The sequence below is a fragment of the Actinoplanes sp. NPDC049548 genome, from assembly GCF_040676695.1.
Taxonomy (GTDB): Bacteria; Actinomycetota; Actinomycetes; order Mycobacteriales; family Micromonosporaceae; genus Actinoplanes.
The window spans coordinates 246,678-261,247 of sequence record NZ_JBFAPM010000001.1; the positions used below are offsets into that span (position 1 = coordinate 246,678).

Annotated in this window: 14 protein-coding genes; 5 read left to right on the forward strand and 9 right to left on the reverse strand. The window is 71.2% G+C overall.

What is annotated here, in order from left to right:
- Positions 1-21: 21 nt before the first annotated feature.
- The gene (locus tag AB0J80_RS01120; protein WP_364698965.1) at positions 22-1,398 is read left to right on the forward strand and encodes a serine protease; all 1,377 of its coding nucleotides are present in this window, start codon (positions 22-24) and stop codon (positions 1,396-1,398) included.
- 34 nt (positions 1,399-1,432) lie between these two features.
- On the forward strand, positions 1,433-2,134 hold the full coding sequence (locus AB0J80_RS01125) for a phosphatase PAP2 family protein (RefSeq protein ID WP_364698967.1): 702 nt from the start codon (positions 1,433-1,435) through the stop codon (positions 2,132-2,134).
- Here AB0J80_RS01125 and nagA read toward each other — a convergent pair.
- Genes nagA through AB0J80_RS01140 form a run of 3 tightly spaced genes read right to left on the reverse strand, consistent with a single transcriptional unit; the run spans position 2,100 to position 5,051 of the window.
- Complete coding sequence (nagA, locus tag AB0J80_RS01130) at positions 2,100-3,194, reverse strand: N-acetylglucosamine-6-phosphate deacetylase (RefSeq protein ID WP_364698969.1); 1,095 nt, start codon at positions 3,192-3,194, stop codon at positions 2,100-2,102. The two genes, AB0J80_RS01125 and nagA, sit on opposite strands and share 35 nt — an antisense overlap.
- Positions 3,191-4,117: an ROK family protein gene (locus tag AB0J80_RS01135; RefSeq protein WP_364698971.1), complete on the reverse strand. Its 927-nt coding sequence runs from the start codon at positions 4,115-4,117 to the stop codon at positions 3,191-3,193. Before AB0J80_RS01135 ends, nagA begins: the two co-directional genes overlap by 4 nt.
- Before the next feature lie 7 nt (positions 4,118-4,124).
- Positions 4,125-5,051, reverse strand: a complete 927-nt coding sequence (locus tag AB0J80_RS01140; RefSeq protein WP_364698973.1) for a sugar isomerase — start codon at positions 5,049-5,051, stop codon at positions 4,125-4,127.
- A gap of 192 nt (positions 5,052-5,243) precedes the next feature.
- On the opposite strand from AB0J80_RS01140, the gene AB0J80_RS01145 reads away from it, so the two are divergent.
- The 3 genes from AB0J80_RS01145 to AB0J80_RS01155 all read left to right on the forward strand — a co-directional run bounded on the left by AB0J80_RS01145 (position 5,244) and on the right by AB0J80_RS01155 (position 8,300).
- Entirely contained in the window at positions 5,244-6,029 is a 786-nt protein-coding gene (locus AB0J80_RS01145) for a DeoR/GlpR family DNA-binding transcription regulator (RefSeq protein WP_364698975.1), read from the forward strand.
- 105 nt (positions 6,030-6,134) lie between these two features.
- Complete coding sequence (locus AB0J80_RS01150) at positions 6,135-6,704, forward strand: hypothetical protein (protein ID WP_364698977.1); 570 nt, start codon at positions 6,135-6,137, stop codon at positions 6,702-6,704.
- A 111-nt stretch (positions 6,705-6,815) separates the two neighbouring features.
- The gene (locus AB0J80_RS01155) at positions 6,816-8,300 is read left to right on the forward strand and encodes a glycoside hydrolase family 5 protein (RefSeq protein WP_364698979.1); all 1,485 of its coding nucleotides are present in this window, start codon (positions 6,816-6,818) and stop codon (positions 8,298-8,300) included.
- Positions 8,301-8,417: 117 nt separating this feature from the next.
- Here the strand turns inward: AB0J80_RS01155 and AB0J80_RS01160 are convergent, their stop codons facing one another.
- The 6 genes from AB0J80_RS01160 to AB0J80_RS01185 all read right to left on the reverse strand — a co-directional run bounded on the left by AB0J80_RS01160 (position 8,418) and on the right by AB0J80_RS01185 (position 14,524).
- Positions 8,418-8,618 carry a hypothetical protein gene (locus tag AB0J80_RS01160; protein ID WP_364698981.1) on the reverse strand — a complete coding sequence of 67 codons (201 nt, stop codon included), beginning with the start codon at positions 8,616-8,618 and terminating at the stop codon, positions 8,418-8,420.
- A gap of 6 nt (positions 8,619-8,624) precedes the next feature.
- The gene (locus tag AB0J80_RS01165; RefSeq protein WP_364698983.1) at positions 8,625-9,218 is read right to left on the reverse strand and encodes a nucleotidyl transferase AbiEii/AbiGii toxin family protein; all 594 of its coding nucleotides are present in this window, start codon (positions 9,216-9,218) and stop codon (positions 8,625-8,627) included.
- Between the two features lie 89 nt (positions 9,219-9,307).
- Complete coding sequence (locus AB0J80_RS01170; protein WP_364698985.1) at positions 9,308-9,931, reverse strand: hypothetical protein; 624 nt, start codon at positions 9,929-9,931, stop codon at positions 9,308-9,310.
- A gap of 131 nt (positions 9,932-10,062) precedes the next feature.
- A complete protein-coding gene (locus AB0J80_RS01175; protein ID WP_364698987.1) occupies positions 10,063-10,935 on the reverse strand; it encodes an alpha/beta hydrolase in 873 nt (290 codons plus the stop codon).
- Positions 10,932-11,786 (reverse strand): ABC transporter permease subunit, encoded by an 855-nt coding sequence (locus tag AB0J80_RS01180; RefSeq protein WP_364698989.1) that lies wholly within the window; start codon positions 11,784-11,786, stop codon positions 10,932-10,934. Before AB0J80_RS01180 ends, AB0J80_RS01175 begins: the two co-directional genes overlap by 4 nt.
- Positions 11,783-14,524, reverse strand: a complete 2,742-nt coding sequence (locus AB0J80_RS01185; protein ID WP_364698991.1) for an alpha/beta fold hydrolase — start codon at positions 14,522-14,524, stop codon at positions 11,783-11,785. The genes AB0J80_RS01180 and AB0J80_RS01185 overlap by 4 nt, the downstream gene beginning before the upstream one ends.
- Between the last annotated feature and the right edge of the window lie 46 nt (positions 14,525-14,570).

The window sequence follows — 14,570 nt, forward strand, 5'->3', positions numbered from 1 at the left end:
GATGTGACTCGAGGGACGGGAGTGGATTTGCGACGCGCGGTGAGCATCGTCGCCGGGGCTTGCGCCGCCCTGGCGCTGGTCGGCACGGCTGGTGCAGTGGCCTGGACGCAGTCGGTCGACGGCGAGGGGCGCACGGTCGGCACGTGGCAGGAGCCCGCGGTCGCCGTCCAGACGCCCGTCGCGGTCCAGGAGCGCGCCGCCGTGCCCGGTTCCGCGGCCGGAAGCGCCGTGGCGGAGGCCCGGACTGGCAAGGCTGCCCCGGCGGCCCCGCAGAAGGGCGCCGTCCACGAGTCCGCCAAGGTGTCGGAGGACGACGGGCGGCAGAAGATCGGCGAGCTGCTCAGCGTCGACAAGCTGCTCGGCTACGGCGCCCCGAAGCGTGAGGTCTTCCGCTACCCGGGCGCCTCGTACGTGAAGCTGCACTTCGGCCGCATGACCATGCTGCCGGGCGACTACGTGACCGTCGCGGATGCCGCCGGCAAGGAGTCCTACCGCTACGACGCGCCGAAGCTGCTGGACGCCGCCGCGCCGACCAGCCGGTGGGCGATGTCGATCACCGGCGACACCGCCGTCCTCGAGGTGCACCGCGGCGGCGGCTCCCTGGTGAGCTCGCTGCTGGGCAGCCTGGGCGTCCAGGTGGACCAGGTGGCCAAGGGCTTCACCAGGAAGCAGCAGGCCGCGACGCCCGAGGAGCAGTTGCGCAACCCGAACAGCACCGGCCGCGAGGAGTCGGTCTGCGGCAGCGACGAGAGCCGCGACGCCGTCTGCTACCGGTCCGCCGACCCGGTCGCCTACACCCGGTCCAAGTCGATCGCCCGGCTGCTGATCAACGGCACCGAGCTCTGCACCGGATGGCGGATCGGCACCAAGAACCGCATGCTCACCAACAACCACTGCTTCGACAACTCGGACGACGCGTACGAGACCGAGGTCTGGTTCAACTACCAGTGCGCGAAGTGCGGCGGCTACGACGTCTTCCGGCCCACCAAGGTCTGGGGTGACAAGGTCGTCGCCACCAACCACGTGTACGACTACACGCTCTTCACCGTCGAGAACTTCGCCGCGGTGCAGAAGTACGGCTACCTGACGCTGGACACCGCCCGCCCGGCCCGCGGCCAGGAGCTCTACGTGCCGCAGCACCCGGCCGGCGACCCCACCCGGATCGCCGGGCGGCTGGGGGAGAAGGCCGGCACCTGCGCGGTCGCCGACAACGCCTTCGACGGGTACGCCCGGGACTCGGACGTCTCCTACTACTGCGACACCGAGGGCGGCTCGAGCGGCAGCCCGGTGCTGTCCCGCAAGACCGACAAGGTCGTGGCGCTGCACCACTTCGGCGGCTGCCCGAACTCCGGAGTCCGCGCCGACCTGCTCTACAACCGGATCAAGAGCTACCTCTGAGACCGGGGTGACATCGGCCGGTAGCGTGGGGCGCATGGCCGTCGACACCCTTCCCGACCAGCGCGTGCGTAGCTGGTGGCCGGACGTCGCGCTCCTCGCCGGCTTCGTCGTGCTGACCGTCGCGCTCGCCCGCGGCCACCTGCTCGCCTTCGACGTGTGGGTGGCCGACTGGGTGACGGCGCACCGGCCGACCCCGCTGTACTCGGTCCTCTACGTGCTCAACTATCTGGGCCAGGGCGGCTGGGTGCTGACGCCGGTCTCGATCATCCTGGCCGTCCTGGCGGCCCGGAAACTGCGGTCGATCCGGCCGCTGCTGCTGTTCGCCGGAGCGTTCGTGCTGATGTACGTCACGATCGGCCCGCTGAAGATCTGGCTGGACCGCGCGGCTCCGCGCTTCCCGGGTCCCGACCGCGAGATTTTGTTCAACCCGGCCGCGTCGGGCGCCAAGGCGATGAGCTACCCCTCGGGCCATGTCGCCAACGCGCTGGCCTGGTATTTCGTCATCACCGTGCTGCTCGGCCTGCTCCTGGCCCGGCCCCTGTCGCGCCGCGCCCACCTGGCGCTGCGGGTCGTGCCACCGGTGGTCGTCCTCATCACGACGACGTACCTGGCGTTCCACTGGATCACGGACTCCGTGGCGGGGCTGCTGCTCGGGCTGATCCTGGCTCGCCTGCTGGCCCGCGTACCGTGGGGCTTGGAACCTAGATCCACTCCCCGGACCGCATCACCCGCTTGACCCGCAGGTCGGCGGAGAGCACCACGAGGTCCGCGCGCAGGCCCGCTTCCAGGGCCCCGATGTCGGTGCGCCCGAGGGCACGCGCCGGGGTGGTCGAGGCCATCGTCGCCGCGGTGGGCAGGTCGAGACCGGCTCCGACCGCCTGCCGGAACGCCGCGTCCATGGTCAGCGTGCTGCCGGCGATCGAGCCGTCGCGGGCCAGCCGGGCCACCCGGTCCGCGACTGTGACCTCCTGGCCGCCCAGCTCGTAGCGGCCGTCCGGCATGCCGGCGGCGTCCATCGCGTCGGTGATCAGCGCCGACCGGTACGGCGTCGCGTGCGCGGCGAAGCGCAGCATCCCGTCGTGCAGGTGGATGCCGTCCGCGACCAGCTCGCAGACGATCGACGGGGAGTCGAGCAGCGCCACGACCGGGCCCGGCTCGCGGTGGTGCGGCGGGCGCATGCCGTTGAAGACGTGGGTGCCGACGGTCGCGCCGGCCGCCACGCCCGCCAGCGTCTGCTCGTACGTGGCGTCGGTGTGCCCCAGCGCCGCCACCACGCCGTGCTCGACCAGGTATCGGACGGCGTCGAGGGCGCCGGGCAGCTCGGGAGCGATCGTCACCATCCGGATCGCGCCGGCGCCCAGCTCGACCAGCGCGCTCAGCTCCTCCAGCGACGGGTCGCGCAGGAACGCCGGGTTCTGCGCACCGCACCGGACGCCGCTCAGATACGGCCCCTCGAAGTGGATGCCGGCGATCGCCCCTTCGCCCACCAGCGGCAGGTACGCGGCGGTCGCCTCGCGCATCAGCTCGTACGGCGAGCTGACCAGGCTCGCCAGCATCGTGGTGGTGCCGTGGGCGAGATGGAACGCGGCGGCTCGCGCCGCGTCCTGCGCGTCGCCCCGGGTGAAGGTGTGCCCGCCGCCGCCGTGGCAGTGCAGGTCCACGAAGCCCGGCACGATGACGTCGTCGCCGGCATGCGGATCCTCGGCCACGGACAGGATCGTCGGGCCGTCGACCTCCACCAGACCGGGCACCACGGCACCCGGCCGGACCACGCGGCCACGGATCTGCTCGGTCACTTGTCGGTCTCCAGCGAGTCGAGGGCCAGCAGGGCGGCGCCGAGGCTGCCCGCGGTGTCGCCGAGCGCCGCCCGGACGATCCGCGGCATGCGGTGGAACGTGATCCGGGCGTCGAGCGCGACGCGTAGCGGGGCGAGCAGCGCCTCCCGGGCCTCGGCGAGCCCGCCGCCGAGGACGACGATGCCGGCGTCGTAGAGCGCCTGGGCGGTGAGCAGCCCGTCGGCGAACGCCTCGACCGCCTCGGTCCAGACCCGGTTGGCGAGTTCCTCCCCGGCCGCCGCGCGGGTCGCGACGTCGTAGGCCGTGACGCCCTCGTCGCCGGAGAGCTCGACGTACCGGCGGCCCACCGCGGACGCCGACGCGATGGACTCCAGGCAGCCGCGGGCCCCGCAGCCGCACGGCGGCCCGCCCGGCCGCACGATGATGTGGCCCACCTCGCCGGCTGCGCCGTGCGCCCCCGCGAAGGCCTTGCCGTCGACGATGTGCGCGGCCGCGATCCCGGTGCCGATCGCGATGAAGAGCACGTGCCGCTCCTCGCGGCCGGCGCCGAGGCGGGCCTCGGCCATGCCGCCCACGCGGACGTCGTGGCCGAGCACCGCGGGCAGCTGCAGCCGGTCGGACACCAGGTCCCGCAGCGGTACGTCCCGGAAGCCGACGTTGCTGGACCACACCGCCGTCCCGGTCTCCTCGTCGACGACGCCCGGCACCGCCACGCCCGCGGCCACCGGCAGCAGCCCGTCCGCCCGGGCCCGGGCCGCCAGTTGCTCGGCGATGTCGAGGATGTTCGCCGTGACCGCAGCCGGGCCGCGCTGGGCCAGGGTCGGATGCCGCTCGGCGTGGTGCACCGTGCCGTCCGGGCGAACCAGCGCGCACTTCATGCCGGTGCCGCCGACGTCCACCGCCACCACCACGTGGTCGCTCATGGTGCGGTCATGGGAGGACGACGGAACGGGTGAGGTTGCGGGGGTGGTCCGGGTCCAGGCCCTGGCTGGTGGCGAGCAGGACCGCGACGCGCTGCGCCACGACCAGGTCCGCCATCGGGTCGAGGCCGGCCCGGCCGCCGCCGCGCCAGCTGCCGAGGGCGGCGTACCCGCCGTTGTAGCGGCTGTGCACGAAGGCGGCGCCGGTGTGCTCGACCTCCTCGCAGAGGCCCGCCGGGATCTCGCCGAACGCCCAGACCACGCGGCCGGGCTTGGCGATGGAGATCGGGCCGTGCCGGTAGTCCATGGCCGGGTACGCCTCGGTCCACCAGCCGGCCGCCTCGCGGCACTTGAGCGCGGCCTCCTCGGCGAGCCCCACGGTCCAGCCCCGGCCCACGAAGGTGATCTGCTCGGCCAGCGCCGGGTGCACCGGCAGCGGCAGCCGGACCGCGACCTCGGCGTCCGCCGCCACCGGCTCGATGTCGTAGTTGAGGTGGGCGCGCAGCAGGGCGAGCGAGCTGGTGGCGAAGCGGGTCTGCACGACCGAGAGCTCGTCGGCGAAGTCCAGGACGACGGCCTCACCGGCGGCCGCGGCGGCGGGCGTCTCCCCGTCGGCGGTGATGACGGTGGTGCGGGTCCGCCCCTTCAGCTCCTCGAGCAGGCCGACGACCTCGGTCGTGGTGCCGGAGCGGCTGATCGCGATGACCCGGTCGTAGCGGCGGCCGAGCGGGAACTCGGAGGCCTGGAACGCGTCCGTGTCGCCGTGGCCCTCGGCTTCGCGCAGGGCGGCGTACGCCTTGGCCATGAACCAGGACGTGCCGCATCCGACGACGGCGACCCGCTCGCCGGGCAGCGGCAGCCCGTCCGAGTCCGCCATCTTGGCGGCTTGCCGCCAGCAGTCGGGCTGGCTGGCGATCTCCACCTTGACGTGACTCATGGCAGTTCCCTATCAGGCCGTTGTGCTGCGCATAAGCGCTCGGTTCCGCGGTCTTTCGAGCGCCATTCTGCGTGGGTCGGGGTCGCGGACGCAACCTCCGCAGCGTGATCGCGCAGGTACTCTCTTTGCTAGGCGACGTTTCGCGCACTAATGTGCACACTCTTATCACGAAACGAGCAGCAGGGAGATCGGGTGGACCGGTACGCGCGGTGGAATGCCCTGCTGGAGTTACTGGCGGAGAGCGGCCGCGTCACGGTGGAGGACGCGGCGGAGCGGCTGGACGTCTCGCAGGCCACGATCCGCCGCGACTTCGACCAGCTGGCCCAGCAGCAGATGATCACCCGTACCCGGGGTGGCGCGGTGGCCAACGGCGTCTCCTACGACCTCCCGCTGCGCTACAAGAGCGCCAAGCACTCCGCCGAGAAGCAGCGCATCGGCGAGGCGGCGGCCAACCTCGTCGTGCCGGGCACGGTCGTCGGCCTCAACGGCGGCACCACCATGACCGAGGTGGCCCGCGCCCTGGCCGTCCGCCCCGACCTCAACGCCAGCGGCGACGGCGCCCAGCTGACCGTCGTCACCAACGCCCTCAACATCGCCAACGAGCTGCTGGTCCGCTCCCGCATGAAGATCGTGGTGGCGGGCGGCGTGGTCCGCCCCCAGTCGTTCGAGCTGGTCGGCCCGCTGGGCGGCGCGCTGCTCAAGGAGGTCACCCTCGACATCGTGCTGCTCGGCGTGGACGCCCTCGACGTCGAGCTGGGCGCGGCGGCCCACCACGAGGGCGAGGCGGCGATGAACAGCCTCATGGTGGCCCGGGCCAAGCGCGTCGTCGTCATCGCCGACTCCTCCAAGCTCGGCGGCCACGCCTTCGCCCGCATCTGCCCCATCGGCAAGGTCGAGACCCTGGTGACCGACTCGGGCGCCGCGCCCTCGGTGGTCGAAGCCTTCCGGGAAGCCGGAGTCCAGGTCGTCTGCGCCTGAACGAGCCGCTTGTCCGAAGACGCAACCGGTGTCCGAACCGCATCCATCGCCCCGCCCGGCGCTCATACTGCTGTCCACCAGCCGCAATAGTCCTTGGAGGCAGTCATGCGGCGACTTCGGATCCTCAGCGTTCTCATCATGCTGGCGCTGGCCGGGGCGGGTTCGGCAAGCGCGACGGCCGCGCAGAAGGCGGCGGCGGCACCCTACTGCGGCATCACGTGGGGGAGCCTGCCCAAGTCGGGCGGCGCCCTCAGCACCAACTCCCTGATCAAGGTCACCACCAGCAGGCAGTCCTGCTACGACCGTACGGTCTTCGAGTTCACCGGCCCGGTGTCCGGCTACCGGGTCGAGTACACCGACCACGTCATCACCGACGGCGAAGGCCTCGACGTGACGCCGTACACCGCCGGCGGCGCCCACCTCGACGTGGTGCTGCTCGCGCCGGTCTACACCACCGGCGGCACGATCACGTACAACCGGGTCCTCGGCGACCACGCGGTCAATGTCGTGCGCTACCAGACCCTGCGCGACATCCTCTACGCCGGAAGCTTCGAGGGCTACACCCAGTTCGACCAGGGCGTACGCGCCCGCCTGCCGTTCCGCGTCACCGTCTCGACCGGCAGCGACGGCCACGGCCGGATCACCGTCGACGTGGCACACCAGTGGGACCAGTGACCCGCGCGTCTATGCGTTAGCTCAAATCGACCTTAAGAACCCGCCAGCCGTGGGAGCGCTCCCGTACGGTCGCTCCCACGTGTTCTTTCCCAGGCGGAGGTGCAGGTTCTCATGGTCAGCTCTCGATCCACCAGGTCCGGCAGCCGGGCGCGCCGATGGCAGGCCGGCATGGTGGCCGGCATCGCGGTGATCGGCGTCGGAGTCGGACTGGGCGTCGCGGCGGCCGGCGAGACCCAACCCGCCGACCGGGCCGCACCGACCGTCAACTGTCCGAAAGTGACCATCGGGGTGACGGTGCCGGCCCAGCAGCGGGCCGATGTCCAGCGGAACCTGGCGTTGCTCGACGAGCAGGTCGCGGAGGCGAACGCCCGGCTGCGCAGCACCGTCGGGCAGGGCGGTCCGAACTTCGTGCAGAACGCCATCCTCGGACCGCTGAGGGACAAGCGGATCGCCGCGATCAACCGGATCGAGACGGCGATCGGACGCAACGCGGCGAAACCCGACCTGAACGCCGAGGGTCTGTCGACGTGCACGCTCAACGGAACCCCGGCTCCCACCACTCCCACCACGACGGCACCGGCGCCGAACAAGCCGACCAAGGCGACCACCGCTCCCACCACGATCCCGCCGACCAGGCCGGCTGCTTCTGAGGCTCCGGCGGGGACGCCGGTGGCGCGCAACGGCCGGTTGAAGGTGTGCGGCACGCAGCTGTGCAACGAGAACAACACGCCGGTCCAGCTTCGCGGCATGAGCAGCCACGGCCTGCAGTTCTTCCCGAACTGCGTGAACGCCGGCTCACTGGCCGCGCTGCGTGACGACTGGAAGGCCGACTTCATCCGCTTGTCCATGTACGTCCAGGAGGGCGGCCTCGAGACCGACCCGGTGGGCTTCACCGCGAAGGTGAACGGACTGGTCGACCAGGCCACCAAGCTCGGGCTGTACGTGATCGTGGACTTCCACATCCTCACTCCGGGCGACCCGCGCGTGAACGCGAACCTGGCCGAGACCTTCTTCCAGAACATCTCCGCCGCCCACGCCGGACAGGACAACGTGCTCTACGAGATCGCCAACGAACCGAACGGCGTCAGCTGGGACGGCATCCGCTCCTACGCCGAGAAGATCATTCCGGTGATCCGCAGGAACAAGCCGGACAGCGTGGTCATCGTCGGCACCCGGGGCTTCTCCTCGCTGGGCCTCTCCGAAGGCAGCGACGAGAGCGAGATCGTCAATGACCCGGTGAAGTTCGACAACATCATGTACACGTTCCACTTCTACGCGGCTTCCCACCGCGAGGACCGCCGCGCGGTCGTGGCACGGGCCGCGAAGAAGCTGCCGCTGTTCGTCACCGAGTTCGGCACCCAGACCTTCACCGGCGACGGCGCCAACGACTTCGCGAGCACCACCGCATGGCTCGACCTGCTGAAGAGCCTGAAGATCGGGTACGGGATGTGGAGCCTTTCCGACGGCCGGGAGAGCAACTCGGTGTTCAAGCAGGGCACCTGCGGCGGCACCCAGTTCACCGGCACGGGCGTCCTGACCGAGTCCGGCCGCTACATCCGCAGCCGCATCCTCACCGGCACCGGCTCACCGAACTGAGTCCCGCGACAGACGGCCGCGCCCCGAAGGGCGCGGCTGTCATGACGTCACGTCTCACCATGTCGAGGTGAACGGGACCGGACTGGTGGTGCTGAGATGGGCGGGCGTCGCGGGTAGCTAGTTCCATCGGAGCTCACGGAAGCGCCAGTGTCGGTCCGAGGCCGCGCCGGTGAGTATGGGGTCGGCGAAGTCGATGACGCGAGTGAGCACTGCGGCGAACTCGTGCGGAAGCTCAATGTTGTTCTTACGTCGCCAGGTGCTCCACCGGCGTTGCTCCTGGCCGGCGAACCCGTCGAGCACCATCTGGAGCGGTTGCACCGGCGTCTACCGATACTCGGCGACCCCGGTCAGCGCGGTCGCAAGGGCCTGTCCCTCAACGTCGTGTCGTCCGATCAGCAGGTAGATGTCTGCGAAGTCGCGCCATCGCGTGTTGGCTTTGCCGCGTTGTACGGCTGTGATGATCTTTTCCGCCAGGACCATGGTCATCGGATAGCCCTTTAGCCGGACGGGCTCGGCGACCAAAAGTCGCGGTAAGGCCACGACCTGGGGCGCGGGGATGATGGGATCACCCACGCTGATGTCGATCCCGATGGTGAGGCGGGCGGTTGCCAGATCCGCCTGGAGATGGATTCGTACACCGCTGTAGACGTCGTCGTCACTGTCCCTGATCGTCTCTGCGCGGAGAGTGCCAAGGTCGAAGATCAGCCCGTCGTCCTGCGGGACGCTTGCGATGCCGGCGACGACGCTGAGCAAGTGCTCGACATCATTAGGCAGCCGTAGCCCTTCCAGGTCGATGTCGCGCGTTGGGCGGCGGGTGGCGTATGCCGCCAGGAGTACTCCGCCCTTGAGTACCAGGTCCTGCGCGAAGGACGAGACGGCCAGCCGTGCGAGAAAGCCCTCGAGGGCGTAAAGCCGCAAGAGCTCGTCGGTGGGCCGCCTCTGGTCCCGGGCCAGTCTCTGCAGGTCGAGATATGCGCGACCGCCGGCGGTGTCTCGGCGTGGTGGGGTCAAAGGAGAATCCTCAAGGCGTATCGCAGCGAGCGTTGAGCTTTGGGGAAGGCCTGCGCCATTGTCAGCAGCGTCGAGGGGATGTTCCCCCTTCGGCGCAACCATCGCCGAAGAGCCTCGATGGGGAGGTCCTCACCCTCGAGGTGGCTGAGCCGAAACGCGTCGATGATGCACCTCTCGGCGGAGTAGATCCCGATGGTCGTGTGGTTGTCCAACCGGAGATGCTCTCGGCCTATCGCGTAGGTCGACTGGTCGAACGAGTGCCACGAGACCGGTACGTTGACGGCCGGCCGGTGCCGTCCGCGGGGCAGGGCGACATCGATTGTTGCGGGGATGGCGTCGGTGAGGTCGTGCCTCGCCAGTGCCGTTGTCAGGCACAGTGTGGCGGCTGGCGCCCGGTGAGCTATCTCAAGAAGGTCGATGTCCAGTGGGCCGTGATCGCCGCTGAGCGCCTTGTCGACGCGACGATAGAGACCGCGGCTGATGGCGTCGATGAGGCCTTGCTCCCGTAGTACCGCCATGTGCCGGTCGGTCAGGTGGGCGTCTTTCCGTGCCTGGGAGTACGTGAAGGTTGCAGGTAGCCCCTGCAGCCGAGTGCGCGCAGTCTGCAACGCCGTACCCATGCGGTTACCCTACAGGCTCTGCAGGAAGATCTCTACAGATGGACTCGACCTGTAGAGATTTTGCTGCAATTTCGCTGTCGCCCGTCCGACTTCTTGACGTCACCGCCGCGGCCGTCATAACGGCCGAATGGCTAGGCGGCCAGCTTCCGCAGCTCCTCCACGACCGGGGGCCACAGGGTGCGGGGTAGGTCATGGCCCATGCCCGGGTACGTGACCAGCCGCGCACCCGGGATCGCCGCGGCCGTCGCGCGCCCGGCCTCCGGCCGCATCATCACGTCCTCGTCCCCATGAATGACCAGCGCGGGCATCCGTAGCTCCGCCAGCGCAGCACGCCGGTCGCCGGACGCGGCGATCGCGGCCCGCTGGCGCCGGCCGCTCACCGGGTCGGCCGGGTGGCGTTCGTACGCCTCCCGGCCGATCTCGCGGACCATGGCCTCGTCCAGCGGGTAGCCGGGCGACCCCATGAGCCGGTAGATCGCGACCTCCCGCTCGGCCGCCTCCTCCGCCGAGCGCACCGGCTGCGCCAGCAGCTTCGTCATCGCGCGCAACACCCGCAGCGGCGGCCGCGTTCCGACACGAACGGACGGCGTGGACGAGATCGAGGTGAGACTGCGCACCCGCGCCGGATACGCGATGGCAACGGTCTGCGCGATCATCCCACCCATCGACGAGCCCACGACGTGCGCCGACTCCCATCCCATCGCGTCGAGCACCGCGACCGCGTCAGCGGCCATGTCGGTGAGCAGGTACGGCGCCGACCTCGGGCGCAGCGCCGCCACGATCGGCGCGGGCGCGGGCCGGCCGACGAGGTGCGTGGACAGCCCGGAGTCCCGGTTGTCGAAGCGCACGACCTGAAAGCCGGCCGCGACCAGCGCCTCGCACAGCTCCCGCGGGTACATCACCATCTGCGCCTCGGTGGCACTGATCAGCAGCAGCGGACGCCCCTGCGGCGGACCGAACACCTCATACGCGATCGACACGTCGCCGTTGCGCGCCTCCGTCACGACGTGACGTCCTTGCGGGTGAAGCGGTAGAAGGCGAGCGACCAGAACAGCGTCGCGTAACAGATCGCCGAGATCGCGCCCTTGACCACGTCGTCCGTCTGCATCGGCGTCGACAGCAGGCCCAGCCACGCGTCGCTGAAGTGGGTCGGCAGGAAGTTGCGGACCGAGCCCAGCGCCGTGATCTGGTCCAGGATGCTCGACAGGATCCACAGCAGGACCGCGCCGCCGACCGCGCCCAGCGCCGCGTCCGTCAGGACCGAGAGCAGGAATGCCAGGCCGGCGACGACCATCAGGGTCACCGCCAGGTAGCCGAGGATCGCCAGCAACCTCAGGACGCCCTCGCCGGCCGGGATCTCCGCGGCCACCGTGCTGCCGAGCGGGTGCCAGCCGTACCGGAGGGTGCCGACGAGCAGGGCCGTGCCCGCCAGGGTGAGCAGCGCGGTCAGCGAGTAGGCCAGTGCCACGACCAGCTTGACGCCGAGCAGGCGGGCCCGTGGGACCGGGATGGCGAGCAGGTAGCGCAGGCTGCCCCAGCTCGCCTCCGACGCCACTGTGTCGCCGCAGAACAGGGCCACGACCACGACCAGCAGGAAGCCTGCCGACACGAAGATGGCGAAGAGGGCGAAGTTCAGGCCGCCCGAGGTGGCGAGGTCGACCAGCGACGAGAAGGCGCCGCCGCCGTTGTCGTCGTCGTCACCGCCGCCGAACTCGAAGGCCAGCAGGATGATCAACGGCAGGAGGACCATGAAACCCAGGGCCAGTTGGGTACGCCGCCGCGAAGCCTGCCGCCGGATCTCGGCTCGTAGCGGCAGGGTGGCGGACGGCCGGTAGCCGGTGGCTGCGCTGGTCATCGGTCTCCACTTCCCCGCGAGTTGTCGCCCACCAGCGCGAGGAACGCGTCCTCGAGGCGGCGGCGGGGCACCACCCGGTCGACGCCGACGCCGGCGCGGACCAGGGAGGCCACCACCTCCTCGCGCGGTGTGCCGTTCATGTCGACGATGAGCCCGAAGGCGCCGTCCTGCTGCACCGAGCGCACGTTGAGGCCCTCGAGCACGGTGGCCGCGGTGGTGACGTCCGAGACCGACAGCTGCACCGACGGCGACTCGCCGACGATCTCGTCGACCGGTCCGGCCGCCACGATCCGGCCCTTGTTGACCACCACGGCGTGGGTGCAGGTCTGTTCGACCTCCGCGAGCAGATGGCTGGAGACCAGCACCGCGCGGCCGTCGGTGGCGTAGCGGCGCAGGACCCGGCGCATCTCGGCGATCTGCGGCGGGTCGAGGCCGTCGGTGGGCTCGTCGAGGACGAGCAGTTCGGGCAGGCCCAGCATCGCCTGGGCGATCGCGAGCCGCTGCCGCATGCCGTGGCTGTAGTTCTTCGTCCGGCGGTGCACCGAGTCGCCCAGGCCGGCGATCTCCAGCGCCTCGTCGAAGTGCGCGTCCTCGAGCGGCCGGCCGGTCGCCTGCCAGTACGCCCGCAGGTTCTCGTAGCCGCTGAGGTGCGGCAGGAAACCCGGACCCTCGACCAGCGCGCCGACCCGGGACAGGATGGGCGCGCCGGGGACCAGCCGGCGCCCGAACACCAGGGCGTCGCCCGAGGTCGGCATGGTCAGGCCCATGAGCACCCGCAGCGTGGTCGTCTTACCGGCGCCGTTGGGGCCGAGCAGGCCGACGACCTGGCCGCGTTCGACCCGGAAGTCCACCTGCTCCACGGCGACGAACCCGTCGGCGTACGCCTTGCGCAGGCCCCGGACCACCAGCGGGGTGTCCGCGAACTCGCTGACCGGCTCGTCGTGCCGACGGCGGCGCAGCAGGAGCACGGCGACGAGGCCGAGGAGGATCGCGCCCACCAGGCCGAGCAGGACCCAGCGCCAGACGACCTGCGGGTTGGCGATCGGCGTGCCGGCGAGCGTCGGCAGCGTGACCGTCGGTTCCACGGCGACGGTGTAGACCGCCGGGTCGGCCGGTGTCAGGAACGCCTGGTCCGAGGTCGCCACGACAACCCGTACGGTATGACCAGCGTCGATGCGCCGCACCACGCCCGGCAGCGTGACGGTGACGGGCCGGGCCGAGGCGATGTCCCTGGGCAGGCCGGTGAGCCGGACCGGGGCGATCAGGCCGCCGCTCAGGGTCGCCGTGCCGTTCGGGTCCGCGTCGTAGAGCTTCACGAACAGTGTCGCCGAGCCGGTCGGTGAGGCCGCCCGCAGCGTGACCGTGGGGGCGCCCGCGACGTCGACGCCGCTGTCCAGCGGCGCCGACTCGAAGGTGGCGTGCTGGCCGGGCAGGTCACCGGCGACGCCGCCGAGCAGCGAGCTGAGCCGGCCACCGACGCCGGGCAGGGACGACAGGGCGCCCGGGTTGCCGTTCGGCGGGTTGGCGATCTGCTGCGCCGGGCCGCCGACGGTCACCGCGGTGTGCCCGCTCCCGCCCAGACCCGGGTACGCCGGATCCGAGTAGCCGTTGGTGACCAGCCCCCGGTCCAGGGCGCTGAAGCCGGCCACCCGCGAGAACGTGAAGCTGGTCGCGGGGGCTTCGCCGGAGCCCTTGACGTAGTGGTCGAGCCACTGCGCGGTGAGGAACTTCGTCCGGTCCTGGTCGGTCTGCGGGCCGGCGCCGCCGTCGTGCCCGCCGGTGAACCAGGCGACCCGGACGGGGGTGCCGGTTCCGGCGATGCCCCGGGCGTTGGCGTCCGCCTCGGACAGCGGGAAGAGCGTGTCGACCGCGCCCTGGATCAGCAGCGTCGGCGCCTTGATCCGGTCCAGCACGGTGGCCGGGCTGGAACGGCGCAGCAAGGCGGTGGTGGCGGCGTCGGGCGTACCGGTAGTCGCCATCTTCAGGTACGCCGCGCAGACGTCCGCCGCGAACCGCCCGCACGCGGGGTCGCCCGGCGCGGTGGGCCTGGCGGCTTCGAGGGGCGACGCCGATCCGCTGCCGAAGAACAGTCCCGCCCAGCTCTTCTTGAACACGCCGGGGGCCGTCACGCCGGCGGCCGACTGGGGGAAGAACGCCGTGCCGAGGTCGTTCCAGGTGATCAACGGCACGATGGCGTCGACGCGCGGGTCGGTGCCGGCCAGCAGCAGGGCGAGCGCGCCGCCGTACGAGCCGCCGACCACGCCGACGCGGGGGTCGCCGGCCGCGTCCGTGCGCACCTCGGGCCGCTGGGCGAGCCAGTCGAGCAGGCGCTGGGCGTCCTTGACCTCGTAGTCCGGGCTGTCGAGGTGGATCTCCCCGGCGCTGGCCCCGAAGCCGCGGGCGGTCCAGGTCAGCACGGCGTAGCCCCGGTCGGCCAGGGACTCGGCGTCGTCGCTGACGGAATTCTTCGTACCCCCGAAGCCGTGCGCCAGCAGCACCGCCGGCACCTTGCCGTCCCGGGCCTTCGGCAGGTAGAAGCGGGTGTCGAGGGCGACGGGCTCGGTCCCGGAGGGGCCGGACAGCACGGTGAGGCGCTGGTCGGTCGCGGTCCAGGACCGGCGTTCGGGCAGGGCCGCCCAGGTCACCAGGGCCGCCACGAGCACGAGCACCGCCGCGCCCGCCAGGAGCCGGCGCCGCGTCGGGCGGGGCAGGGCACGGCGCAGCTTCGGGGCAGGCATGCGATCAACGCTATCCGCGGCCCGCTGAGCGCGAGCTGTGAACCGA

Coding starts and splice junctions, on each gene's coding strand:
- AB0J80_RS01185 (WP_364698991.1), bottom strand. CDS start 14,524: ATGCCTGCCCCGAAGCTGCGCCGTGCCCTGCCCCGCCCGACGCGGCGC.
- AB0J80_RS01125 (WP_364698967.1), top strand. CDS start 1,433: ATGGCCGTCGACACCCTTCCCGACCAGCGCGTGCGTAGCTGGTGGCCG.
- AB0J80_RS01150 (WP_364698977.1), top strand. CDS start 6,135: ATGCGGCGACTTCGGATCCTCAGCGTTCTCATCATGCTGGCGCTGGCC.
- AB0J80_RS01180 (WP_364698989.1), bottom strand. CDS start 11,786: ATGACCAGCGCAGCCACCGGCTACCGGCCGTCCGCCACCCTGCCGCTA.
- AB0J80_RS01140 (WP_364698973.1), bottom strand. CDS start 5,051: ATGAGTCACGTCAAGGTGGAGATCGCCAGCCAGCCCGACTGCTGGCGG.
- AB0J80_RS01135 (WP_364698971.1), bottom strand. CDS start 4,117: ATGAGCGACCACGTGGTGGTGGCGGTGGACGTCGGCGGCACCGGCATG.
- AB0J80_RS01155 (WP_364698979.1), top strand. CDS start 6,816: ATGGTCAGCTCTCGATCCACCAGGTCCGGCAGCCGGGCGCGCCGATGG.
- AB0J80_RS01170 (WP_364698985.1), bottom strand. CDS start 9,931: ATGGGTACGGCGTTGCAGACTGCGCGCACTCGGCTGCAGGGGCTACCT.